We start from the raw sequence: 22,988 nt of genomic DNA, 5'->3' as shown, positions 1-22,988 counted from the left end.
CCGGCCGCCCGGCGGCCGCAGAGAGATACGCTTTAGGCGGGCGCCGTGGACCCACGCCTATGGAACGCGTAGCGATCATCGGCGCGTCGATGACCCCGTTCGGGCAACGTGACGCGTGGGTGCGAGAGCTGCTGGCGGAGGCGGGCGCGGCCGCGCTCGACGACGCCGGGATCGACGGCGACGACCTCGATCACCTGTACGTCTCGAACATGGCCAGCGGCGAGTTCGAGGGACAGACCGGGGTCCCGAACGCGCTCGCTCACGACCTGGCGGCACAGCCCGCCTACACCGCCCGGATCGACCAGACCTCCTCGTCGGGCGGCGCGGGCGTGTACGCCGCGTGGCAGTCGGTCGCCTCCGGCGCGAGCGACCTCACAATGTTAGTCGGCGGCGAGAAGATGACCCACCGGACCACGTCCGAGGCGACCGACGTGATCGCGTCGCTCACGCACCCGGTCGAGTACAAACAGGGCGTCACGCTCCCCTCCTTCGCGGGCATGACGGCGCGGCTCTACCTCGACGAGTACGACGCGCCCCGCGAGAGCCTCGGGAAGGTCGCGGTGAAGAACCACAAGAACGGCGTGGACAACCCCCACGCCCAGTTCCGGAAGGAGGTCGACCTCGATACAGTCCTCGACTCGCCGATCGTCGCCGACCCGCTCCGGCTGTACGACTTCTGTCCGATCACGGACGGCTCCGCCGCGCTCGTGTTCTGTCCGGAGTCGGTCGCCGAGGAGTACGTCCCCGAAGACGAGTACGCGGTCGTCTCGGGCATCGGCGGCGCGACCGACACCCACGTCGTCCACGAGCGCGCGGACCCGACGACGATGGGCGGCGTCGTCGACTCCTCGGAGATCGCCTACGAGATGGCCGGAATCGGTCCGGACGACGTCGACGTGGCGGAGCTCCACGACATGTTCACCATCCTGGAGTTCCTCCAGAGCGAGGACCTCGGCTTCTTCGAGAAGGGCGAGGGGTGGAAGGCGGTCGAGGAGGGGGTCACCGACCGGGACGGCGAGCTCCCGATCAACACCTCGGGCGGGCTCAAGTCGAAGGGCCACCCCCTCGGCGCCAGCGGCGTCGCACAGGTGTACGAGATATACGAACAGGTCACCGGCGACGCCGGCCCGCGGCAGGTTGAGGCCGACACGGGGCTCGCCTGCAACGTCGGCGGGTTCGGGAACTGCGTGACAACGGCGATTCTGGAGGGCAACCAATGAGCGAGAACACTCAGGCGGACGAACCGACCTTCGAAGCGGCGGAGTACGCGGACGGAACGGTCACGTACCCGCCCCACACCGTGAGCCCGAACGGCGCCGAGCGCGTCGGGACGGTCGACCTCCGGGAGTACGAGGGGGAGATCCTCACGTGGACGACCTCGACGGCGACGCCGCCGGGCGTCCGCGAGCCGAACACCCTCGCGATCGTCGAGTTCGACCTAGGGGACGAGTACGACGGTCCCGCGGTCCGCGCGCTCGGACAGATCGCCGAGCGCGAGGACGGCACCGGGGAGACCTTCGACGTCGACATCGGCGACCGCGTCGAACCGGTCTACGCCGACGAGCTCCGCGAGCCGGGCGCCGGGATCCGCGAGCCGGAGAGCCAGGAGTGGGACGGGTTCCGGTTCCGGCCGCTCTGAGAGGCCGGCGAGGCCGAGCGCTCAGGCTGTCGTGGGCTGCTCTTCCAGCGGGACCTCGGCGCACTCGATCTCGAACCTCGCGCCGCCCTCGTCGCTTTCCGAGACCGTGATCTGCCACCCGTGCGCCCTGACGATGTCCCTGACGACCGCGAGCCCGAACCCGGTCCCCTCGCGGTTGGTCGTGTACCCCTGTTCGAGCACTTGGCCGCGCTTGTCCTCGGGGATCCCCGTGCCGGTGTCCTCGACGTAGAACCCGAACGTCTCGGACAGCGGCCCGACCCGAACGGTCAGACCCGTCGTCTCGTTGTGTTCGACGCTGTTTCGATACAGGTTCTCGAAAACGTTGAGCAGCCGGTCTTTGTCTGCGTCGAGGGTGATCGACGTGTCGACGACGAGGTCGGCCTCGGCGGTGTCGACGTTCTGCCACGCCGTGCGAGAGATGTCCTCGAGCCGCACCTCGGTGGTCTCGGTGATCACCTCGCCCGACCGAGCTAGCGTGAGGGCGTCGCTGATGATCGCCTCCATCCGTTCGAGCTGCCGCTGAACCGTCTCGATGGAGTCTTCCTGCTCGCTTCCGGCGTCCGATGCGAGCATATCGACATGACCGGTCGCGACGTTCAGCGGGTTTCGGAGGTCGTGCGAGACGATGCTGGCGAACTGGTCGAGCCGCTCGTTCTGCCGCTCAAGCTTTCGCCTCTGCCGCTCTTTTTCGGTGACATCGCGGGAGTTCAGCACGATGCCCTCCACGAATTGGTCTTTGAGCAGGTTCCGCGCCCGTACTTCGAGGACCCGCCACTCTCCGTCGGCGTGCCGGAACCGAACCCTGTAGGAGCTGGTGTAGCCGTACTCGGTGGCGTGGGCGGAGAGTTCGGCGCGGAGCTCGTCTTGGTCGTTGGGATGGACGTTCTCGATGACGTTCGCACCGATCAACGCCGTCGGGCCGTAGCCGAGAATCTCTTCAACCGACTGGCTGACGTGCGTGATGTCTCCGCTCTCGTCGATCACCGCGATGATGTCCGAAGACTGTTGGATGAGTCGTTCGAACCGCTTTTCGGTGATGTGTCGCTCTGTGACGTCGCGGTAGATCAACAGCGACCCGATCGTCGCTCCGCTCCGGTCGGTCAGCGTCGTTCGGTTGATGTCGAAGAATCGAAGCGACCCGTCGCGCTCGACGGTCACGTCCGAGTCGGCGTCGTCGGTGCTCTCGTGGAACGAGTCGTACAGCGGAACCACCTCGGCCGCCGGTCGGCCGACTGGCTCACCCACTCCCTCGCCGAGAAGTTCCATACCGGCCACGTTCACGTCGACGACGCGATCGTCGACGTCGACGACGTACACCGGGTCGACCATCTCGTCGACGAGGGTATGCCTCGCGACGGGAGCCAGGTCGAGGAAGCCGAATCCGAAGAGCGCGACGGCGAACACGACGCCGGTAACCGTGTTGGCGAACGCCGTCGGGTCGAAGGCCGACGACAGGTTACCGCTGTACAAGAGGAGGAAACTGCCGATAACCGGAATGATTCCGCCGGAGAGCATCAGCAGGACCTGCGTGCGGTATTGCCCGCCGCGCCTGATCCCGAAAACGAGCAGCAACGAGTACGTGGTGAGTATCAGGGTGTAGGTGTACGCCAGCGTCAACCAAAACAGCGGCCCGTTTGCCCGGTCGACGGCGGCCAGCGGAGCGGCGCTGCTGAACCCGCGAACGGTCCAGAGCAGGTCGTGTGCCGGTGCGGTCGCGACGAGTGCGAAGACGGCGGCCGGGCACGCGAGCAGGAGTGCCCAGCGGCGGCGAGTGAGGAGTGACTCCCGGCCGGTGTATATCAGTCCGAATCGGAGTTGGGTCGGCCCGAGTCCGAGGATCCCGGCGAATTTGACGACCGTCCCGACCTGATACAGCGAGAGCGTCGTGCTCCCGGCGCGGATTCCGGTGCCCACCGAGTAGAGAGACACGCAGATCATCACCAGCGAGAACGCGACCGCGCCGCGCACCTCTCTGCGTCGGACCGCGACGGCGGCGATACCGAGGTTCAGCCCAGAGATGCCGAACAGGGCCCAAGAGACGATACCGGGTGAAAACCCCATACGAGGACGAATCCACACTCGACAGATAAACCTATGGACATATTTTCAGGCGTGGTAATAGGACCCGATCTGATGTGCGTTCGACGATCTCCGTAGGTCGAAATAATCGCCCCACACAGCCAAGAACGGTGTTTCACCGCACACTCTCGCGGCTGTCGAGATCCGATTCGCCGTTCTTGCCTCGTGAGAATCACCAAGATTCCCGGTGAAAGTACCGCCTATGCGCCTGTCGACGACGAGCGAGAGAGCGGGCCGAGGCAGCGCGTGCGAGCGACGAACGCGCACGTTATCGATCCGCCGCGGGCTAAGCGGGCCGTGGCCGACGGCGACGCCTCACACTCGTCGGTAGTCCCCGAGCCGCGTTCCGTCGAGCAGGTACGCGTCGCCGGACGGGAGCGCGTCCGGGAGGAACGGCGCGAGGAACGACTGGCCGTCGACGTTGACCCACGTCCCGCCGGAGCGGTCGTTGAACGCCGGGAAGACGACGAGTTCGGGCGGGTCCGCGCCGGCGACCGTGTCGGCTTCTCCGCTCTCCACGAACGCCGCCGGATCGAGCGTCCCGCGCAGCCACGCGCGCTCCACGCGAGAGCCGCCGACCGCGTCCTCCAGCCGAACCTGCGGGTGCTCGTGACCCATACAGACCACGTCGGCGTCGAGGAGCGCGGGATCGGGCCACGTGTGGCCGTGGAGGACGCCGACGCCAGTGTCGGCGGCCGTCCCGTCGTCGCTGGCGTCGCCGGCGCCGGACAGGAGATCGCCTCCGGACAGGAGACCGCCCCCGGACCCGATCACGTCGAGGTCGTCGGCGAACGCCTCCGCGACCCCGCCGTCGTGGTTCCCCTCGACGAGCGTCATCGGGACGCGGTCCGTGACCGCGCGGATCAGCTCGGCGAGCTCCTCGCGCTCGTCGCCGTCCGGCGCCGCGATCCGATGGGCGAGGTCGCCGAGGACCACCAGCCGGTCGGCATCGGTCTCGGCGACGAGCGCGCAGAGTCGCTCGCGGCGCTCGTCGGCGTGACTGTCGAGTTCGACGCCGCGCTCGTACCGGAGCCCGACCTCGATGCCGGCGTGGACATCGGCAACGAGCAGCGCGCGCTCCCCGCCGAGGTCGGCCACGGCGGCCGGTTCTCCGACCACCGGTTCGACGGCGGGCGGCGCGGCGGGCGCCATCAGATCGGCTTGAGCACGCCGTCGCCGGGCTCGTAGCACTTCCCGCTCATCAGGGCGTCCTGGATCGCGTCCTCGACCGCGTCGGCGGCGACGCCGTGGTCGTCGGCGACCGCCTCGACGACCGCCTCACGGTCGGCGCCGTCGCCGTCGTCGAGGGCGTCCATCGCGTCGATAACGGCGGCTTCGAGGTCGAGGTCAGCGGCCGGCTCGCCCGCTTCGTTGGCCGGCTGCTCCTCGCCTTCCGTCCCCGCGTCGGCGGTCGACGCCGCCGCGGTCTCGTCAGTGCTTCCGCCGGCTGACCCATCGCTCTCGGCGGGCGCGGCTGCCTCTTCGGCGGTCGAGAGCTCCTCCACCTCCTCGGGTTCCGGCACGTCGATGTCGGCCTCGCCGGGCTCGTCGACCTCACTCCCGGTCGAGAAGTCGGTGCCGAACTCCGACTCGATCTCCTCGCGCTCCTCGTCGTCGAGCTCGTACATCTCGTCGGACCCAGGCTCGGTCGGCGGTTCGTCGAGGTCGTCGCCAGAGGCGGCGTCACCTCCTCCGGATTCGTCGGTCTCGGCGGCGCCCGTTCCGGCGTCGAAGTCGCCGAGGCCGTCGCTCTCGTCGTCGGGCTTAGCGCCGACAGCTGCGGCGTCAGCGGTGTCGACGGCTTCGGAACCGATCGAGTCGGCGTCGGTCGATCCGGACTTGGCCGCCTCGGTCGTCTCGGTCGTCTCGCCCGTCTCGGTCGTCTCGGTCGTCTCGGTCGTTTCGGTCGTCTCGGTCGTCTCGCCCGTCTCGGTCGTCTCGCCCGTCTCGTCACCGGTCACCGCCGATTCCGACTCGGCGTCGGACGCCTCCGGTTCGGAGGCGGTCTCGTCGGATCCGGCGGGAGCCTTCTCGGGTTCCGGTTCCGCCGTCCCCTCGTCGCCGACTGACTCCGCCGGCGCCTCGATCGTCACGTCCGTCTCCGGAAGCGCGCCGATCGCCGTCTCGCCGCCATCGCCGGGCGCGATGTCGAGCGAACGCACCTCGTCGCGGTCGCCGGCGATCAGCTCTAAGGCGTCGACGGCGAGCCGCCGAAGTGCCTCGACGTAGGCGGTCGAGGTGTCGTAGTGGGCGATCGCCTTCGGGATCCCGGCCGCCAGCGACGCGGGCGCGCCGCCCGATTCGAGGGCCGCTCGGAGCTCCTCGCCGCGGAGGCTGGAGTCAAGAGCTTTCTCGAAGACGGCGAGCCGGTCGAGCGTCGCCTCCGCGGCGGAGACCACCCACCGGTCGCGGGTGTCGGCGTCGACCGCGTTGAGGCTCTCGGGGCGGACCGAGGTGAACACCCGGTCGGAGTCCTCCGGCTCGAAGGTGCGCGCCTTCCCCGTGAGCGCGACGAACGCCGGCGGCTCGGCGCGCTCTAAGAAGGTCTGTGCCTCGGGCTGGTACTGGCCGGCGTAGGTGACGAACGCGCCGGAGGGGTCGACGACGCGCCCGCGGCGCGTCTCGTCGTTCACGCGCTCGACCTCGGTGAGCACGCCGGCGACGAACAGTCGGTTCACGCGGGCCCCCGTGGGAGTCACCACGTAGTTCGGGGCGCGCTCCTCGTCGCTCTCGGAGTACGAGAGCGAGGCGTCGTCGAACTCGGCGGCGAACACCCGGTGGGCGACCTCGCGGGCGCCCGGTCCGTCGTCGCTCATTCGCCCACCTCCGCGAGCGCGGCGCGGGCGTGCTCGGCCGGGTCGTCGTCCGCGAGTTCGAACTCGCTGGCGTCGAGGTTGGCGCCGTAGTCGTCGACCGAGAGGTTCCCGCGGACGCGGTACGCGCGACCGACGAGGGAGTCAGATATCTCCTCGGCGACGACCTCCTTGTCCATCGCGTCCTTCGCGGCGTCGAGGGCGTCGTCGAGCCCGCCGCCGTACACCTCGGCGGTGAGCTCGTCGTCTAAGACGACGGTGACGGTGTCGGTGCCGTCGTCGAGGATCGCCTTCACTCGGAGGTCGTCCTCGCCGTCCACGTCGCCGTGGCTCCGGCACTGGCCGTTCTGGACCACGCGGCCGCACTCCGGACAGCGCTCGATGAGCCCGGACCCGTCCCGGATCTCGAGGACGTTCCCGACGACTTCCACGTCGAACATCCCGCCGGAGGCGACCGCCTCGGCGATCGACAGACGCGGCGCGTCCTCCGCGACCTCGACGGGGTCGGGGAGGGGCGTCACCGTCGAGAACTCGGTGAGGTTGAGCGAGGGGACGCCGCGGAACTCGCGGACGTACACGTCCTCGATCCGGAGGTCGGCGCCCGGCTTCAGCTCCGAGCGGGGCTGCCAGTCGGTGAACGGGAGCTTCGCGGTGGCGTCGCCGACGACGCCCTCCAGGATCTCCGTCTCGCCGTCCCGGCCGGAGATCGTCTTCTCGTCGACCTCCAGCACGCGGACCTCGACGTTACGCCCGCGGTCGCCCGCGTCGATGTCGACGAGGCTCCGGTCGCCGCCGACCTCGCGGTCGACCTCGACCGGCTCGTCGGCGATGGCGACGGTGGTGGAGTCGTTGAGGTTGAGCTCCGGCGCGCCCTCCCACTCGCGGACGCCGGCGTTGCCGATCGTCAGCGAGTCGCCCGGCTCGAACCCGAAGTCCTGCCACGCGGTGTAGGAGATGACGCCGGTCCCGTCGGCGATCTCTCCCTCGCGGATCGTGAGGTCGTCGCCCTGGTACCGGATCGTGCGAGTTCCCTGGGTGAGCACGCGGACCGTGACCGTCACGCCGTCGTGGTCGGTGGTGATCTCGCCCACGTCGACGGCGTCGGGGGTCGGCGTCGATCCCCCGCCGCCGCCCCCGTGCTTCCGGCGGACGCTCTGTTTGGCCTCGTCGATCGGGACGCTGTACTCCAGTAGGTTCTGCAGGTCGTCTTTGACCTCCTCTTTGTCGACGCCGAGGTCGGAGGCGAGCTCCTCGGCATGGCTGTTGACGTCCATCGGGTCGGGCTTCGACGCGACCGCACAAAAGGGTTCACCACCCCGACCAGCGGACCGACACGCCGATCGCGACCCGCGCGGTCGGTAGGGCTAAACCGCCCCCGTCCGCAACGTGGGGTATGGACGAGATCGACATCGACGCGCGCGTCACGGGAGAGCGGACCGTCATCGACGTGACCGGGACCCGCGACGTCGCCGTCGTCGTTCGCTCCGCGAGCGGCGAGCGGATCTACCTCCCGCCGGCCGGCTTCGACGACCCCGTGTCGGACTCGCCGTACACCTCGCCGTATCAGGGCGGCAGCGGGATCGACGGTGAGGAGAGCCCGTACGGCGGCGGGTCGGGGAGCACCCGCGGCGTGATCGAGACCGCGGACGGGTTCCGAATTACCCACCCGGAGACGGCCACCGAGTTCGACGTGTACCGCGGCGACGACGAGTAGCTGGCGGTCGGAAACGAGAAACGGCAACGCTCGGTGGACTAAGCCACGTCTTCGTACACGGCCAGCGTGTCCTCGGTGACGTCCGACCACTCGCGGCGCTCGTACTCCGGGGGGCGCTCGCGGTCGAGCGCGGTCGCGATCCCGTCGACGATCGACTCGGAGTCGACCTCGACCTCGACGAGGCAGCCGTCGGGGAGCACCTCCGCGACGCCCGACCGGGTCGCGACGACCTGCGTCCCGGACTCCAGCGCCTCGGTGATCGTGATTCCGAACGGCTCCGCGTACGACGGGGAGACGAACGCGTCGGCGGCGGCGTAGTAGTCGCCGAGCTCGTCTTCCGGGACGTAGCCGACGAACTCGACGCGGTCCTGAATCCCGAGCAGCTCGGCGAACCGCTTCAGCTGGTCCGTCTGGTGGCCCGATCCGCCGACGACGAGGGTCACGTCCGGGCGGTGGAGCTTCCGCATCGCGTACAGCAGGTGCGAGATCCCCTTCTGGTCGGTGTGTCGGCCGACGAAGAACAGCATCTCGCCGTCGATCCCGAGGTCCTCGCGGACGTCTTTCCCCGAGAACTTCGGCGTCGAGAAGCCGTTGTACACGACGCGGGAGTCGGCGTCGTACAGTTCGCGGATGTCCTCGCGGACCAGCTCGCTGACCGCGATGTTGGTGTCCGCGGCGTTCGCGAGGCGGCGTTCGGTCTCGACTTCGCGGGTGGGCGGGTCGATGTTGCGGTCGCTCGCCAGCGAGTGGAACGACGACACCCACGTCGCGTCCGACGCGCGGGCGGCCTGTCGGCCGGGTCCGTATCCGAACCAGTCGTGCGTGTGGATCACGTCGTGGTCGGGGGCGAGCTCGGCGAACCGGTCGCTGAGGCGGTCGACGCGGGCCGCGACGTCGCCCTCCCCGGTCTCGACGGGTTCGATCCCCGGCTCGTCGTCCGGCGCGAACTCCGCGGGCAACACGAGGGTGGCGTCCACCCCGAAGTCGTCGCGAAGCCCCGAGAACAGTTCACCGACGTGGACGTCGAGCCCGCCGGTGATGTTCGGCGGATACCCCCATCCCAGCATGAGTACGCTCGGCGGCATACCCCCACGTTTCGAGAGTCGGCACTTAGGTATGCCCCTCGTTCGCGCGTTCGATCTGACGATGGATGTCGGCGAGCAGAGAAAAACAGTCAGAAGATCCGCGGTCGATCAGGCCGCCTTCACGGCGTCGCGCAGCGCGTTCGTCCGGTCTGTGATCGACGCTGCGCCCTCGGCGAGCACGTCGAGCGGGTCGCCGGACTCGGCTTTCACCGTCAGCACCGGCTCCGTCTGGCCGCCGGACTGCTCGGGGTTCATGTCGTAGGTCGCGGCCGCGACGTCGTCGGTCTCCAGCAGGACGCCCTTCAGCACGTTCATGAACGTGTGGTCCTCGCCGGCGATCTCGATGCGGAGTTCCGTGTCGGTCTTCTCGATGACCCGCAGTTCCATGTCTCACGGTTCGCCCGAGGCGCGTTTCAAGGTTTCGTCTCCCGGATCTCGGAGGTTGCGGACCGCCCGCACGCCACGACAGCCCTTTTAAGCGACGTGGACGCAGTCGGGGGCATGGAGATCCGACGCCTCCCGATCGACGAGGACGCCCTCCGCCGCTATGCGGCGGAGCTGTGGCTCCCCTATCACCGCGACCTCGCGGCGAGCGTGGGGGCGCACGCCCTCGCGGACCGGGCCGACGAGGAGCTGATCGCCGCGGAGACCGAGTTCCGACTCGACCTGCTCCGCGAGGACGCGAACCGCCGCCTGTGGGTCGTCGCGGTCGACGCCGAGACCGACGCCGGCGATGTCGACCCCGCGGGCCTCGATCCCGAGGCCCCCGAACCCGTCGGCGTTCCCGACCCGGACCGCGACCTCGTGGCGTTCGTCTCGACGAGCGTCGACGGGTGTCCCGAGGTGTTCGACCGCCCGGACCGGCTCGTGGTCGGCGACATCTACGTCGACGAGCCGTACCGCGGAACCGGGCTCGCGAGCCGGCTGATCGAGCGGGCCGCGGCCGACGCCCGCGAGCAGGACTGCGGCGAACTCCGGCTCGACGTCGACGTGGATAACGAGCGGGCTCGGGCGTTCTACGAGAAGCAGGGGTTCGAGCCGTACCGCGAGCAGCTGACGCGAGACGTGGAGTGAGAAGACGGGTTAAAGCGTTCGACAGTGGATCGAGGCTGAAGGCTACCTATCGAGAAACTGCGGCGGCGTGCGCCGCTGCGTATCCCGGACTACGGCAGACGTTGAGCGGGTAGGACGTAACGCGGGTCGGTTGGCGTCGTCTACGCCAGCGCGATCCCGGCACCGACGGCGAGACTCGTCAGTGCGAGGCCGACGAGCGCGACTGTCGTCCGGTCGTGGTGTCCGTCGCGGCCGTCGTCGGCGTCGAACCCGCGACCGGTCAGAACGCCGAGGCCGACAGCGACCGCGGAGAGGCCACCGGCGAGCGCCAGCGTCGTCCAGAGTTCCAGTCCGTGCTGTGCGACTTCTCGTGCAGCCGTCCCGGCGAGAAGGACGCCAGTCGCTATCGGGGCCGCGGCTGTCGCTTTGTTGGAGGGCATCGATCGGACATCCGATGCGAGTCTGAAAACGGTGGCGATGCCGTTCCGCGGACAGGGGTCAGTACGGGATACTCACAGACGATAGGGTCGGTTTACCCCTCTCCGACTCTGTTGAAATCCTCAACAGGAGACACATGCTGCCACGGCTGCGGTCAATACAGGTGAGACAGTGATCGCTGAAGACTGCAATCTATCAAGATTTTCTCAGAAGCGCTGTGCAAGATACAGAGGATATAGTCAGCACGAGAACTGCGTTATTTTCTCCAAACAAATCCTGAATCTACCGATAGAGTGCGCCTGCGTATTGAGTGCCAAGAATTCAATCAGATCAGATAGGTGTCCCGATAGCCGTGCGAGATACAGCGCGCGTATTTCACACGGAACCCCCTCCAGAGAACGGTAGCCAATAGGTCAGTACAGGGGATCGACTGTCATCCACCGCTACGGATTAACGATAGCTTTGATACTTATCACAGTAGACTCGGACGGTTTCACTGAGAGTTCGTGAACACCGGTAACCGTGATTGTACGCTCAAACGTCTGCTCCGTTTCGAACGCCTTTGAGAGAACTTCTTGCGAGTCATGAGAGAGAGTAACTTCTCCACCAGACCCTTTCTGTGTTCCAACGATGATTTTCACTGTATCGCCCTTCTGTAGGTCTAATTCGTACGTCTGTTCTCGCTGTGTCGTGTCATCGACGTGAACATCACCAGAGCCTCCCGTCACTGCCGAACACCCTCCGAGGACAGACGCCACGGTCGCACTCGTTACAGACAGATACGTTCTCCTGTTCACATATGTGGTTTTGGCGGTAGAGTATAAAGAGAATATCTAGAAACAAACAGATGCTTTAGCTAGTCATACAGATGCGTCCGCAGGCACCTACCAATGGTTGGTCCGGGATTCAAACGAAGAAAGTAACGTAGTCTCAGTGCTGAATGTATTCTCCCTATCGGTCATGTAGCTACTGACAGCGACTTAGGAGTTGATACCGCTAGTGCTGTATAGAGGGCGCGTTTCTCAATAGATCCATCATCAGATTCGATGGGTTCGGATCGCTCAGTACAGAGGAGCCACTTTTCGGTAGGTACTTTGTTCAATTCTGTTGATTTACGATATGGTCTCCCGCGAGAACCAGAAACTAGCCGCCTCTGCTGTGGTTGCCCTCGTTGTTCTTGTTGCCCTACGGGCACTGACGGATTTTGGGCTGTTGTCGAGGTTTACGATCGTCGTCGTCGTTATAATCGTTACACAGTCTGTTTTCGAACGGATGTATCAGTAAGCACTCTTCAGCGACTGGCTGTTTCAGGCAATTATGTATCTGAAGAATAGTATTTCAACAGAGCCACCTCTCCGGCTTCTGTGAGGAACGCCTTGCAGGATATAGAGACGGTAGTCAGCGCGGGGACCGCGTTCCCCATCTAATTCCGGAACCGATTGCGTTGTTGAATCCGATGACGATCGGGGACTATTAGTGGTGGGTTTACCGTCGCTCGCTGGAATGTCCGACCGAAACCCGATTGTACACTCAATTCGCCAATTCCGTACTCCGAACCGTACCGAGACTAGACGTTCGCTATGACGAGTGCGATCTGGGCGCCAAGGAGGGAGAGGAACGTCCCGAACACAGCGACGAAGTAGTACGATCGGACGGCAGCGAACGCCTCGGAGTGACGAAGCCGCACTCCGCCCCAGTATCCTCCGAGCGCGGTCACGGCTACAAGTAGCGGGAACGCCGTGAAGACGACAATCGTCGGAGCGAACTCCGGCCCGTAGTACGGCCCCGTTCCCAGCGTCCAGTGGATCCGTATCTGATTCGGCAGCAAACCGTAGGCAGCGCTGCTAACAACCGTGCTCAGTAGTACCGCCGCGAAGCCGACGATCGCAAGGAAACGACTGTCACCGGGGTTCCCGTCCTCCGGTGAGCGCTGTCGGGTGGACGATGCGTTGTGTGACTCGCGAATTGGCGGTCTCGTCATCACAGTTTCGCGTTTGATCCGCGTATGAATAGAACTGTGAGCAGGGCTTCAGCCACTGAAGCGGTCGTCAGCTCTTTCCCTCCGTTAATCGATACGTCGCGTATGAGCGGGGACGATCCGGACATCGAAACCGTTGCTGACCTCCTCGAAGATCGGACGGTCCGGGAGATCCTCGTCGAAACGAGTCGAGAGCCTATGTCTGCACGCACTCTGAAAAACCACTGTGACGCATCGGGACCGACGATCTACCGCCGTCTCGAACGGTTGCGAGAGGCTGATCTCGTTGCCGAACAGACGCGGCCTGACCCCGACGGCGGTCACCACCGGCAGGTGTACGCCCCGAACCTCGATCGCATCGTCATAGACCTTGACGAAGGGGACCTGTCGATCGAGATCACGCGCCGCGAGCGTATGACCGACCGCTTCACCCGACTCATCGAGGGGATCTAAACATGCTCGGACCCATTCGCGTCCCGTCGATCGTCCTCCAAAGCGGTGAGCCGTCGGGACTGCTCAGAGCCGGATTGCTGGCGTACGAACTGTTCGGTGCGGGGCTGGGGGTGTTCATCGCCTACCTCGCCTGGCGAGGCTACCGCCGCAACCAGAGCCGTCCGATGCTGTTCGTCTCGCTGGGGTTTGTACTCGCGCTGGGCGTCCCGCTCGTGCTGACGCTCGCGTATCTCGCGCTTCCCGTTTCCGGAGGTCGTGTCGTCGTACAAATCGTCACTCAGACGTTCGAGGTCGCCGGTCTGCTGTGTATCATTTACGGGCTCTGGGTCTAACAGACCGAGAAAATGAAGAACCCGCAGCCGGGAGGAAAGACCCTCGCGGCACGATCACGTCGAGCTGACTACCCCGCCCCGGTCCTGTGGCCCTCGTCGCTTCCGACGACAGATCGACGGCACCGATCGGACAGAGGATGTGGCGTACATGCCCCGGCGCATATTCGTATTGGAACGGTGGTCGTGACGGCGGCAGACCAAGACTTCACGCGCTGAAGTCCTGCTCTGGGTGTCTTTTGATTAGGCCCCGTACGATACGGTGATGGCAGCGACCATTGCAACGCCGACCCGATCCGTCGCACCGACCTCCGATCAATCAGGCCTCCGGTCGGCCGTCGCGTTCTTTACGCTGACACTCGCGCTGTCCTGGTTCGCGTGGGCACCGTCCGTGTTAGCCGAATTCACGACTCTCTCGATTCCTGATGCGCTCGTGGTTCCGTCGATCGTCGTCGGGGGATTTGGACCGGCTATCGCCGCTGTGATCCTCACCTGGCGGGGCGAGGGCCGCGTTCGAGACCTCCTCAGGAGCATCTTCGACTGGCGTCACCACCTGCGATGGTATCTATTCGCCTTCGGCGTCCCCGTGGCGTTTATCGCTGTCGCTACAGGAGTGTACGTCGCGCTGGGCAATCCCTTGGACCCGTCAGTCTTGCCTGGACGGCTGACCGTGTTCCCGATCCAGTTCGGGTTCGCACTCCTGCTGGGTGGCGGTCAGGAGGAACTTGGTTGGCGAGGCTACGCACTCCCACGTCTTCAGGCACAGTACGGGGGCGCAGTAGCGAGCCTTATAATCGGTGCCGTGTGGGCCGTCTGGCACCTCCCGCTGTTCGTCGTCCCCGCCTCTAGTCAGTACGGACAGCTGTTCCTCCCGTACGCGATCTCAGTGCTCGGGTTCAGTCTGCTGTTAACCTGGCTCTACAACGGTACTGGGGGGAGCGTATTCCTCGTCATGTGTATGCACGCGGCTATCAACGCCTCCTCGTCGCTGTACCCGATCCGCATGGGAGCACTGGCGGACGGATTTCCCGACCTGCTCATGATCGGTATCGCATTCGCCGCGTGGGGCGTCGCGGCCGTCCTCGTGTACCGTCATGGAGGGTCTCTCGATCCGGGCTCATGCTACTCTCCCCGATAGTCGTGATTCGGCAGACGAACTCGGTGCGTCCCTTATCAACGGCACCCGCACGAAAATCGAACCAACGATCTCGACGTATCGCTCCGTGTCGGGAGTACACACGACTCCCAGAGCGATAGTGGGGTACGCGTTATCGGGTTTCAAACGACACTCCATCGGGATTGAGAGTGGCGTGGATAACCGCGGATTCATCGACAAAGACGGTCGTTTCTCCGCCAACATTCCCCTCCTGAGCGGTGATTTGAATTCGATACTCGCCGGCTTCCTCAAGCGGATACGAGAGCTTCGTTGTTTCTTCGGCCCCAATCGAGCGATCCGTGCGCATCACCACCCGCATATCCGACATCCTGGTAATATCGATATTTGCGGTTATCCTCTGGTTCAACTCGTTGTTGATCACCAAATTCGGATCTCCCAACCCTAGACAGCCGGCAACTCCCAAGAGAGACGCTCCAACTGGAACGAGCATCTGTCGCCTAGTGGAGGGCATACAAGCTCGTTCAAAGCGCATCACTAATGGATTTTGCTTCACCACAACGCCCTCCGCCGGCGCCGCCGCTACGCGACTGATAAACGGGAAAACTGCGGGTGCGCTCGGCGAGGTTACTCGTCGGCGTCGACCGCGACCTCGTCGGCGTCGACGTCGACGGCGGTCTCCTCCTCGGCGGCGACCTCGGACGGGCGCGCCTCGAGCGTCAGCTTCTGGACCTCGACGCGACGAAGCGGATAGATGAGCTTCGCCTCGCCGTAGATCGCCGACGAGAGGTTCCCGTCGACGATGGCGTCGATGAACGCTTCGAAGGTGCGCTCCTCGGCGGCCGCGTGGACCTTGTCGATCATGACGCGGCGGATCGCCTTCTCCTGCGAGCGGTCGGCCTTCTTCGTCGTCAGCGCGACGGGCTGCACGCGGATGCGGTAGTCGTCCGTCGTCAGCACCGTGATCGACGCCTCGACCTTCGAGGCGCCGCGGCGGACGAGCGAGCGCAGGTAGTCCCGCGTGAGCTCGTACTTGATGAACTCGGTGTAGGCCGTGTCGCTGCCCACGTCGGTGATCTTGAACGTGAGCTTCGTGTTGTTCGCGCCGGAGTCGCCGGTCAGCTCGCCCAGCGTCGTCGTGATCGTGCGGCCGACGACCTGGTCGGGCTCCTCGGCGAGCGTCTCGCCGAGCTCCTGCCGGTCGAACTGTTCGGGCGCCAGCACGGTGTACCAGCGCTTCTGTTCTCTGCTCTTGGATACGGATCGTTCGCTCATGTGTTGGTTGTGTCGCCGTTGGTGTCGGAGCGGCGCCCTCCGTCGTCGGCCGCGAGGTGCTCGCTCGCGCGCTCGACGAGTCGGTCCGCGACGCGTAGGTTCACGACGTGGTCGTCCACTGTCGACTGCAGACCGCCGGTAGTGGGCCGCTCGACGACGCACTCGATCGCGTCGCCGTCGACGCGGGTGGTCATCGAGTCGGTCTCGTCCGGAGCGAGCGCGGCGGCAACGAGGGGGGCGTCGGCGTGGGTCGTCCGGACTGTCGCCGTCCGGTTCGACACCTCGCCCGGTGCGGACTCCTCGTCCCCAGCGGACTCCCCGCTCATAGCGCCTCCCTGAGCGCGGCGAGCGCGCCCGTGATGTCGCCGTCGGTCGCTTCGCTCTCGTTGACCCCGTCCGCCTCGTCGGCCGCGTCGGCCGCGTCGACCGCGATCCCGCCGCGGTCGGCGGTCCCCCAGCCGTCGCCGCCGACCTCGCCCGCCGCCGACCGGCAGGCGTCGCCGAGGCCGAGCGGCTCGGTGGCCGCGTCGTCAGCTGCGCGGCCACCCGCGGTGGCTGCGGCGGCCAGCCGACCCGCGGCCTCGTCGGCCGCGACCGCGACCGGCTCCGGCGACCGGAAGTCCCGGAGGAGACGGGCGATCGTCGGGAGGACGGCGTCCGCGTCTTCTTCGAGGTCGACGCGCGCGACGAAACAGCCGTCGTACCGGCCGGTCGTCGCGCCGTCGAGCGCGCGGTGGGCGGCGAGCCCGTGCGTCCGCCACGCGTCGAGCGCGGCGGTCCGAAGCTCGTCGCCCGGGTCGGGGTCGAGCGCCAGCGCGACCCCAGTTCCGGGGGCCTCCCGGGCGAGCGCGTCGAGGACGTCGGCGTAGCCGCCGACCGTCTCGAACGGCGCCGCGTCCCCGACCGTCGCGTACGGGCGGAGCGCGCGTTCGACCGCCGAGGCGGCCCGCGTGCTCGCGCCCTCCGCGTCCGCGACGTCGACGGCGACCAGCGACGCGAGTCGCCGGTGCGCGTCGTCGTCGAGGTCGGCCGGAAGCCCGAGCTCTGCGAGCGCGGCCCGCGCCGCCTCGCCGTCGCCGGAGTACGGCGTCCGGACGAGCGTCGACGCGGCGAGCCCGTCCGCCAGGTCGGCGGTCGGGAGCGCGACGCCGGGGCGTCGGCGGACGCGGTCCGAGCGCTCGGCCGCCTCCAGCGCGTCGCCGGAGCCGTCCGTGCCGGGCACGGAGCCGGCCGCGACGACGCCCGCGAGGGCGACGACCGGGTCGGGGTCGGCGCCGAGCGCGCGCGCTATCGCGAACGCGTCCGTGCTCGCCGGGCGCCCCGAGCCGGGGAGCGCGTGCGGCCCGCGGTCCGCGCCGATAGTCACCGCGACGGCGTCGTCGCCGTCGGCGGGGATCGGATCGCGGGAGACGCGGACCTGGAACGGCGTGCCGGCCGTCCGCAGCGCCCGCGCGAGCAGCCCGGCGGCCGCTACCGCGTCGCCGTCGGCGGTCGCGACGAGCCGGACGAACGGCGCGTCCGCGAGGGCGTCGGCGAGGGCGTCAGGGGCGGGCGTGGCGGATGTCGCTTCGGTCATTGTGTGGGTGCGGTCGTGTGGTGCGGTCGTGGGTCGGTGCGTCGTGTCGGTCGCGATCGATTCGCCGTGAGTCGGCGCGTCGCGTCGGTTCGCCGCGACTCGATGTCGCGTCGTCTCGGTCACTCGTCGGAGTCGCTACCCGTCGGAGTCGGTCTCGATGTCGTTACTCGTCGTCGAGGAGCTCGGCGGCGTACTCGTGGGTGTACGTGAACTCCTCGTCGATCTCGTCGCCGCGGTAGTAGTCCGCGAGACGGCGGATCTTCGACTCCGTGTTCTGGAGCGCGCGCTTGTTCTGGTGGTCCTGTCCGTTCTCCGCCATGTGTTCGCGCAGGCGGACGGCCTGGGCCATCAGGTTGCGGAGGTCCTCGGGGAGCTCCGGCTCCGCGTCGTGCTCGTCGAGGATCTCGGTGAGCTTCTTGCCGGTGGCCAGCTTCACGTCGGGCACCGGGACGCCCTTGACGCCCTCGTCACGGAGCTTGAGTCCGATGACGCTGGGGTCGTGGCCCTGCTCCGCCAGTTCGACGACGCGGGACTCGATGTCCTCGGCGTCGACGTCGCTCCACTCCGGGTTCTCGTCCGTCGCCGGCTTGTCCGAACCGGACGAACCGCGACGGCGCGTGTGCATTCGTGCCATTGTGTATCTGGTTGGAACGGCACAACCGCAACGTGACCGCGACTCCGCGCGGCGCGGCTGACGGACGACTCGCGAAGCGAGCGGTCCGACCGGACGGCCCGTGCGAGCGGGCGCTCCGACCGCGACGCCGGAGGCGTCGGCGCACTGCTACATTCCCAAGCCGTGGGCGAAAAGGCCCCGGCGCGTCGGATCTGCAGCTGTGCTGTTCCCGTGTGAGGGGTCGTCGCCGGGGTTCTTAAGCGTGTTCTTGTGAGTCGCTGGAGCGGGCGCGGCGGGGGTGAACGTCGGCGACGCGGGCGGGGGTGAGAGCGAAGCGCGACGGGAACAGGACACGAGGGTTTACGTAGGTCGTGGGTTACCGAATGCGTGGGAAAGACACATGACCGACGAATCCGACGGCAACCCGATCGAGCGGACCGGCGACGAACCACCCGACGGCGCCCCGCCCGGCGGCGGTCAACGCGACCGGGGAGACCCCGGGGCGTCCGACCGCGAGCTCGCGGCGGACGGTGGCCTCAGCGCCGGTGCGGAGACCGACTCCGAGCCGCGGATCGCGTTCTACGGCGGGAAGTGGGCGAGCACGATCCCGCTCGCCTTCTTCATCCTCTGGGCCATCTTCCAGAGCGGCGTCCTCGGCATCGGCGACACGAACGGGCTGGTGATCGGCGCGCTCGTCGGGACGATCCTCGGGATGTTCTTCGCTCGCGGCGACTGGAAAACGTACGCCGACACCATCTTCGAGGGGATGACCCAGCGCGTCGCCGCGACCGCGATCGTCGCGTGGCTGTGGGCCGGCATGTTCGCCGACACGCTGCAGGTCGGCGGGTTCGTCGAGGGGCTCATCTTCGCCGCCGACGCCCTGAACGTCGGCGCGGCGACGTTCCCCGCGGCCGCGTTCGTCCTCTGCGGCCTGCTCGCGACCGGGATCGGGACGGGATACGGCGCCACCATCGCGTTCGTGACGCTCTTCTTCCCGGCCGGCGTCCTCATCGGCGCGAACCCGGTGCTGCTGTTCGCCGCGATCCTGTCCGGCGCCGTGTTCGGTGACAACCTCGCGCCCGTGAGCGACACGACGATCGTGAGCGCGGTGACGCAGGACGCCGACATCGGCGGCGTCGTCGCCTCGCGGTTCAAGTACGCGATCGCGGCGGCGATCCCGGCGTTCGTCGCCTATCTGATCATGGGGTCGATGCTGTCGGGCGCGAGCCTCGAAGGATCGGCCGCGCTCCGTGAGACGGCGACCGCGCTCGGTCTGGTTCACCTGCTCTCGATGGGCGTCGTCATCGCGACGGCGATCGCGGGCCGGCACATCGTCGAGGCGATCTCGTGGGGGCTCGTCGTCGCCGTCGCGTTCAACCTCGTCTTCGGCCTCTCGTCGGTGAGCGACATCCTCGTGTTCACCGTGACCGAGGCCGGGGCGTTCACCTCGCTCCCGTTCGTCGCGGTCGGCGAGACGGCGAGCGTGGGCGGGAGCCTCTACTCGGGTGCGACCGGGTTCTTCCCGCTCATCGTGCTGACGCTTCTGATCGTGTCGATGGCGCAGATCATGATCCGCGGCGGCGGCTTCGCGGCGATCCAGGAGTTCCTGTTGAACTCGGTCGCGACTAACGTCCGCCGGGCCGAGCTGACGATGGTGCTCGGCACGGCGACGATCAACGGGATGATCACGATCAACACCGCCGCGGAGATCGCGATCGCCCCGTACATCGCGCGGATCGGCGAGAAGTTCAACATCAACGGCTACCGGCGCGCGAACATCTTGGACGCCAACACCTCCGCGCTCGGGTACATCTTCCCGTGGGCCGGCGGCGTCCTGGTCGGGTACCAGGTGATGGTCGGTCCCGAGGGGCTCGGCGCCGAGTACGGCCCCGAGATGGTGGTGAACCCCATAGAGGTCGTGCCGTACGTGTTCCACGGCTGGTTCCTCGTGATCGTCTTCCTGATCGCCGCGGTCACCGGCTTCGGGCGGGAGTACATTCCCGACCGGACCTCCGAGGAGGTGTCGCGCGCATGAGCCGCTTCGACAAGTTCTTCGCCGGGCTGTCGTTCCGGGGATCGACTCCCGACTACGACCCCGGCGACGTGATCGAGGTGATGGTCACCGGCGAGGAGGGCGGCGAGGTCGTCGCCCGCATCGGCGACTCGACGCTCCGGATCGAGGATGCGCCGGCCGACGCCGTGAACACCCGCGTGCTGGTCGCGATCGACACGTGGGACGAGGCGGGCCATCGCGGTACCGGGACGTACCGGGAGACGGTGGGCAAGAGCGCGTTCTGATCGGTCCGCTCGGTACTTTTTAAATATCGCTGCCGTCGTCGACGCGGTGAACACCGCCATAGCCCCAGTCGCTCGGCTATGTGTTGTTGCAGTCGCTGTGACGGGGAACACCTCCAAAGCCCCAGTCGCGAGGACTCGCACGGCTTGCTGCGGTCCTCGGTCGCTCGTTGCACTCGCTCCCTGTGGTCCTTGCTGCGCCGTGCTTCGTCCTCGCGACTGCCCCTTTGAGTCCCACCCTGACCGCAACCGCACCGCAGCCTCACACCTCCCCAGCCTCGTCGCTGGCGGCGGCAGCCGCCAGCGACTCCCTCGCACGCGCTTCTCGCGCCCGACGGGCGCTCGAAGGCGCGCGCCACCGCACTCTCCTTCTTAAGTACCTCTTAAGTACCGTGTCGCTGGCACGGATTGATCCATCGAGATCCACGTGAACCGCCGCGGACCGGGGCGCTTTTTAAGACGACGCCCGAAGTTGAGCGCGTGCTATCGGTCGAGCTCCACGCGCATTCCGCGCTGTCCTACGACGGGCGCGATCCGGTCGACCTCCTCCTGGAGCAGGCGGCGGGGGTCGGGCTGGACGCGCTCGCCGTCACGGACCACGACGAGATCGACGCCAGCATCGAGGCGGCCGAGAAGGCCCCCGATTACGGGCTCGTCGGCATCGTCGGCATGGAGGTGACCTGCGCGGCCGGCCACGTCCTCGCGTTCGGCATCAGCGAGCGCGTCGAGAGCGGGCTCCCCTTCGACGAGACGCTCGATCGGATCCGCGACCAGGGCGGGATCGCGGTCATACCACACCCCTTCCAGAAGTCCCGCCACGGCGTCGCCGCCCACATCACCGACGAGCAGTTGGCGAGCGCCGACGCCCTCGAAGTGTACAACTCCCGGCTGTTCACCGGGCGCTCGAACCGGCAGGCCGAGAAGTTCGCGATCCGGAACCGACTCCCGATGACCGCCGGCAGCGACGCCCACATCTCGGAGATGGTCGGACAGGCCGTGACCGAGGTCGGCGCCGACGACCGCTCGGCCGAGGCGATCCTCGACGGCATCGTCGACGGCCGGACCAGCGTCGTCGGGAAACGGACTCCGTGGCGCGTCTCGCTCCGCCAGTTCGGCGGCGGCGCCAAGCGCCGCGCGCTCCGGGCGCTGAACGCGCTCCGCTGACCGCGATGGCGGACGCTCAATCCCCCGATTTGCGCGGCTCGCCGCCCGAGCGGGTCCGCGACGCCCTCCGCGACGGCGACCCGTTCCCCGGGGGGCGGGGGTTCGCCGGGCTCCTCCGTGACCCGCCAGATCGTGAGGGGCCGGTGCTCGTCCGAGACGTGCTCGGCCGACAGCCGCTGTTCGTCGAGCGGGGCGCCGCTGACCCCGCGACTGCACGCGATCCCACGGCACCCGCTGCGTGGAGCTTCGACCGGACAGACCTCGCCGACCCGAAACCGGTTCCGGGCGGGTCCCTCGCGTCGAGCGCGGGGACCGAGCGCGTCTGGTCGCTTCCGGGCGAGGGACCGGTCGATTCGGAATCAGGGCAGGCCGCGGTCGACGAGGCGCTCGACGGCGCCCTCGGCGCTCTCGACGCGGGCGGTCTCGGCGGTCTCGAAACGGAGGCGGACGGGGACGACCTCGCCGTCGCCTTCTCCGGCGGCGTTGACTCCGGCGTCGTCGCCGCCGCGGTGCCGGACGCGCCGTGTTACGTCGCCGGCTTCGAGGGATGTCACGACATCGAGGCCGCCCGCGAGGCCGCCGCGTCGATGGATCTGGACCTCCGCGTCGTCGAGATCACTCACGACGACCTCGTGCGCGCGGTCCGCGAGGTCGCCGCGGCGACCGGACGACGCAACCCGATGGACCTCGCGATCGCGGTCCCCCTGTACCTCGCGGCGGAGGCGGCCGCAGCCGACGGGTTCCGGCGGCTCGCGGTGGGACAGGGCGCCGACGAACTGTTCGGCGGCTACAGCAAGGTCGCCGACCCCGTCGGCGACGACCGCGTCGCGGCGGAGACGGTGCGGGGCGCTCGGACCGAGACCGTCCGAACGCTGCCGGAACAGCTCGAACGCGACGTGCTCGCGCTCCGCGCTTCCGGGGCCGAGCCGGTCGCACCGCTCTTGGACGACCGGATCGTCGCGTCCGCGCTCGCGCTGCCGGGCGAACTGCTCGCGATCGACGGCGAGCGCAAGATCGCGCTCCGCCGGGCGGCGACCGGACGCGTGCCCGAACCCGTCCGGACGGCCGACAAGAAGGCGGTCCAGTACGGGACGTACGTCTCCCGAGAGCTCGACCGGCTCGCGCGCCGGGCGGGGTTCAAGCGGCGCATGGACGACCACGTCGGGCGGTACCTCGACGCGCTGCTGTCGGAGTGATAGCGAGGACCGATCCGATCGAAAAACGGCCCGTGAGGGCCGGTGCTGACCAAGCCGCCGTATGGAGTACCAGTCCTACGGCCGACGCCCGATCGATCGGGCGCCTGGTGACGAATAGCGCGGACCGATATAAAATTCGGGGAGTAGTGACAA

General features: G+C 67.5%; 24 protein-coding genes. 11 read left to right on the top strand and 13 right to left on the bottom strand.

All coding sequences use genetic code 11. The features are described 5' to 3' along the window. Positions 1–59: 59 nt before the first annotated feature. Both C471_RS12810 and C471_RS12805 read left to right on the top strand, forming a co-directional pair. Positions 60–1,220: a thiolase family protein gene (locus C471_RS12810; RefSeq protein WP_004049641.1), complete on the top strand. Its 1,161-nt coding sequence runs from the start codon at positions 60–62 to the stop codon at positions 1,218–1,220. Then, positions 1,217–1,639, top strand: a complete 423-nt coding sequence (locus C471_RS12805) for a Zn-ribbon domain-containing OB-fold protein (RefSeq protein ID WP_004049639.1) — start codon at positions 1,217–1,219, stop codon at positions 1,637–1,639. Before C471_RS12810 ends, C471_RS12805 begins: the two co-directional genes overlap by 4 nt. 21 nt (positions 1,640–1,660) lie before the next feature. Here C471_RS12805 and C471_RS12800 read toward each other — a convergent pair whose 3' ends face one another. The 4 genes from C471_RS12800 to C471_RS12785 all read right to left on the bottom strand — a co-directional run bounded on the left by C471_RS12800 (position 1,661) and on the right by C471_RS12785 (position 7,826). Beyond that, positions 1,661–3,721, bottom strand: a complete 2,061-nt coding sequence (locus tag C471_RS12800) for a histidine kinase N-terminal 7TM domain-containing protein (RefSeq protein WP_004049636.1) — start codon at positions 3,719–3,721, stop codon at positions 1,661–1,663. 333 nt (positions 3,722–4,054) lie between these two features. After that, entirely contained in the window at positions 4,055–4,891 is an 837-nt protein-coding gene (locus C471_RS12795; protein ID WP_004049634.1) for a metallophosphoesterase, read from the bottom strand. Beyond that, positions 4,891–6,555: a hypothetical protein gene (locus C471_RS12790; protein ID WP_004049632.1), complete on the bottom strand. Its 1,665-nt coding sequence runs from the start codon at positions 6,553–6,555 to the stop codon at positions 4,891–4,893. The genes C471_RS12795 and C471_RS12790 overlap by 1 nt, the downstream gene beginning before the upstream one ends. Then, positions 6,552–7,826 carry a Single-stranded DNA binding protein gene (locus C471_RS12785; protein WP_004049630.1) on the bottom strand — a complete coding sequence of 425 codons (1,275 nt, stop codon included), beginning with the start codon at positions 7,824–7,826 and terminating at the stop codon, positions 6,552–6,554. The genes C471_RS12790 and C471_RS12785 overlap by 4 nt, the downstream gene beginning before the upstream one ends. A gap of 119 nt (positions 7,827–7,945) precedes the next feature. On the opposite strand from C471_RS12785, the gene C471_RS12780 reads away from it, so the two are divergent. Continuing rightward, positions 7,946–8,266 carry a DUF7510 family protein gene (locus C471_RS12780; protein ID WP_004049627.1) on the top strand — a complete coding sequence of 107 codons (321 nt, stop codon included), beginning with the start codon at positions 7,946–7,948 and terminating at the stop codon, positions 8,264–8,266. A gap of 38 nt (positions 8,267–8,304) precedes the next feature. Here the strand turns inward: C471_RS12780 and C471_RS12775 are convergent, their stop codons facing one another. Then, positions 8,305–9,333, bottom strand: coding sequence for a glycosyltransferase family 4 protein (locus C471_RS12775; protein ID WP_004049625.1), 1,029 nt, complete (start codon positions 9,331–9,333; stop codon positions 8,305–8,307). Between the two features lie 126 nt (positions 9,334–9,459). Further along, positions 9,460–9,738 carry a DNA-directed RNA polymerase subunit L gene (locus C471_RS12770; RefSeq protein ID WP_004049623.1) on the bottom strand — a complete coding sequence of 93 codons (279 nt, stop codon included), beginning with the start codon at positions 9,736–9,738 and terminating at the stop codon, positions 9,460–9,462. Positions 9,739–9,852: 114 nt separating this feature from the next. Between C471_RS12770 and C471_RS12765 the strand changes: the two genes are divergently transcribed. Next, complete coding sequence (locus C471_RS12765; RefSeq protein WP_004049621.1) at positions 9,853–10,425, top strand: GNAT family N-acetyltransferase; 573 nt, start codon at positions 9,853–9,855, stop codon at positions 10,423–10,425. Between the two features lie 140 nt (positions 10,426–10,565). On the opposite strand, the gene C471_RS12760 is transcribed toward C471_RS12765, so the two are convergent. Together C471_RS12760 and C471_RS12755 are read right to left on the bottom strand one after the other, a co-directional pair. Then, a complete protein-coding gene (locus C471_RS12760) occupies positions 10,566–10,844 on the bottom strand; it encodes a hypothetical protein (protein WP_004049619.1) in 279 nt (92 codons plus the stop codon). Positions 10,845–12,409: 1,565 nt separating this feature from the next. Continuing rightward, positions 12,410–12,823: a hypothetical protein gene (locus C471_RS12755; RefSeq protein WP_004049617.1), complete on the bottom strand. Its 414-nt coding sequence runs from the start codon at positions 12,821–12,823 to the stop codon at positions 12,410–12,412. Between the two features lie 102 nt (positions 12,824–12,925). Here C471_RS12755 and C471_RS12750 point away from each other — a divergent pair, with 102 nt between their 5' ends. The 3 genes from C471_RS12750 (at position 12,926) to C471_RS12740 (ending at position 14,740) form a co-directional block, all read left to right on the top strand. Next, on the top strand, positions 12,926–13,273 hold the full coding sequence (locus C471_RS12750) for an ArsR/SmtB family transcription factor (protein WP_004049615.1): 348 nt from the start codon (positions 12,926–12,928) through the stop codon (positions 13,271–13,273). A gap of 2 nt (positions 13,274–13,275) precedes the next feature. Further along, positions 13,276–13,605, top strand: coding sequence for a DUF7521 family protein (locus C471_RS12745; RefSeq protein WP_004049614.1), 330 nt, complete (start codon positions 13,276–13,278; stop codon positions 13,603–13,605). Positions 13,606–13,867: 262 nt separating this feature from the next. Continuing rightward, positions 13,868–14,740, top strand: coding sequence for a CPBP family intramembrane glutamic endopeptidase (locus C471_RS12740; protein ID WP_004049613.1), 873 nt, complete (start codon positions 13,868–13,870; stop codon positions 14,738–14,740). A gap of 130 nt (positions 14,741–14,870) precedes the next feature. Here C471_RS12740 and C471_RS12735 read toward each other — a convergent pair whose 3' ends face one another. The 5 genes from C471_RS12735 to C471_RS12715 form a co-directional block, all read right to left on the bottom strand. Beyond that, positions 14,871–15,230 carry a hypothetical protein gene (locus tag C471_RS12735; protein WP_152421903.1) on the bottom strand — a complete coding sequence of 120 codons (360 nt, stop codon included), beginning with the start codon at positions 15,228–15,230 and terminating at the stop codon, positions 14,871–14,873. 113 nt (positions 15,231–15,343) lie between these two features. Then, a complete protein-coding gene (locus tag C471_RS12730; protein ID WP_004049611.1) occupies positions 15,344–15,991 on the bottom strand; it encodes a 30S ribosomal protein S3ae in 648 nt (215 codons plus the stop codon). Beyond that, a complete protein-coding gene (locus C471_RS12725) occupies positions 15,988–16,317 on the bottom strand; it encodes a KEOPS complex subunit Pcc1 (RefSeq protein ID WP_004049610.1) in 330 nt (109 codons plus the stop codon). The genes C471_RS12730 and C471_RS12725 overlap by 4 nt, the downstream gene beginning before the upstream one ends. Beyond that, positions 16,314–17,567 (bottom strand): hypothetical protein, encoded by a 1,254-nt coding sequence (locus C471_RS12720; protein ID WP_049909400.1) that lies wholly within the window; start codon positions 17,565–17,567, stop codon positions 16,314–16,316. Before C471_RS12720 ends, C471_RS12725 begins: the two co-directional genes overlap by 4 nt. A gap of 163 nt (positions 17,568–17,730) precedes the next feature. Then, positions 17,731–18,201 carry a 30S ribosomal protein S15 gene (locus C471_RS12715; RefSeq protein WP_004049606.1) on the bottom strand — a complete coding sequence of 157 codons (471 nt, stop codon included), beginning with the start codon at positions 18,199–18,201 and terminating at the stop codon, positions 17,731–17,733. Positions 18,202–18,580: 379 nt separating this feature from the next. On the opposite strand from C471_RS12715, the gene C471_RS12710 reads away from it, so the two are divergent. From C471_RS12710 to C471_RS12695, 4 genes are all read left to right on the top strand, one after another. Then, positions 18,581–20,215 (top strand): Na+/H+ antiporter NhaC family protein, encoded by a 1,635-nt coding sequence (locus C471_RS12710; protein WP_004049604.1) that lies wholly within the window; start codon positions 18,581–18,583, stop codon positions 20,213–20,215. Continuing rightward, entirely contained in the window at positions 20,212–20,478 is a 267-nt protein-coding gene (locus C471_RS12705; protein ID WP_004049602.1) for a DUF7513 family protein, read from the top strand. The genes C471_RS12710 and C471_RS12705 overlap by 4 nt, the downstream gene beginning before the upstream one ends. 477 nt (positions 20,479–20,955) lie before the next feature. After that, positions 20,956–21,639, top strand: coding sequence for a PHP domain-containing protein (locus C471_RS12700; RefSeq protein ID WP_004049600.1), 684 nt, complete (start codon positions 20,956–20,958; stop codon positions 21,637–21,639). A 5-nt stretch (positions 21,640–21,644) separates the two neighbouring features. After that, the gene (locus C471_RS12695; RefSeq protein ID WP_004049598.1) at positions 21,645–22,835 is read left to right on the top strand and encodes an asparagine synthase C-terminal domain-containing protein; all 1,191 of its coding nucleotides are present in this window, start codon (positions 21,645–21,647) and stop codon (positions 22,833–22,835) included. The last annotated feature ends 153 nt before the right edge of the window (positions 22,836–22,988 follow it).

This window comes from Halorubrum saccharovorum DSM 1137 (assembly GCF_000337915.1).
In the GTDB taxonomy this organism is placed as follows: Archaea; Halobacteriota; Halobacteria; order Halobacteriales; family Haloferacaceae; genus Halorubrum; species Halorubrum saccharovorum.
The sequence above is the reverse complement of the archived record's forward strand: the minus strand, read 5'-3'. Positions and strand labels throughout refer to the sequence as shown.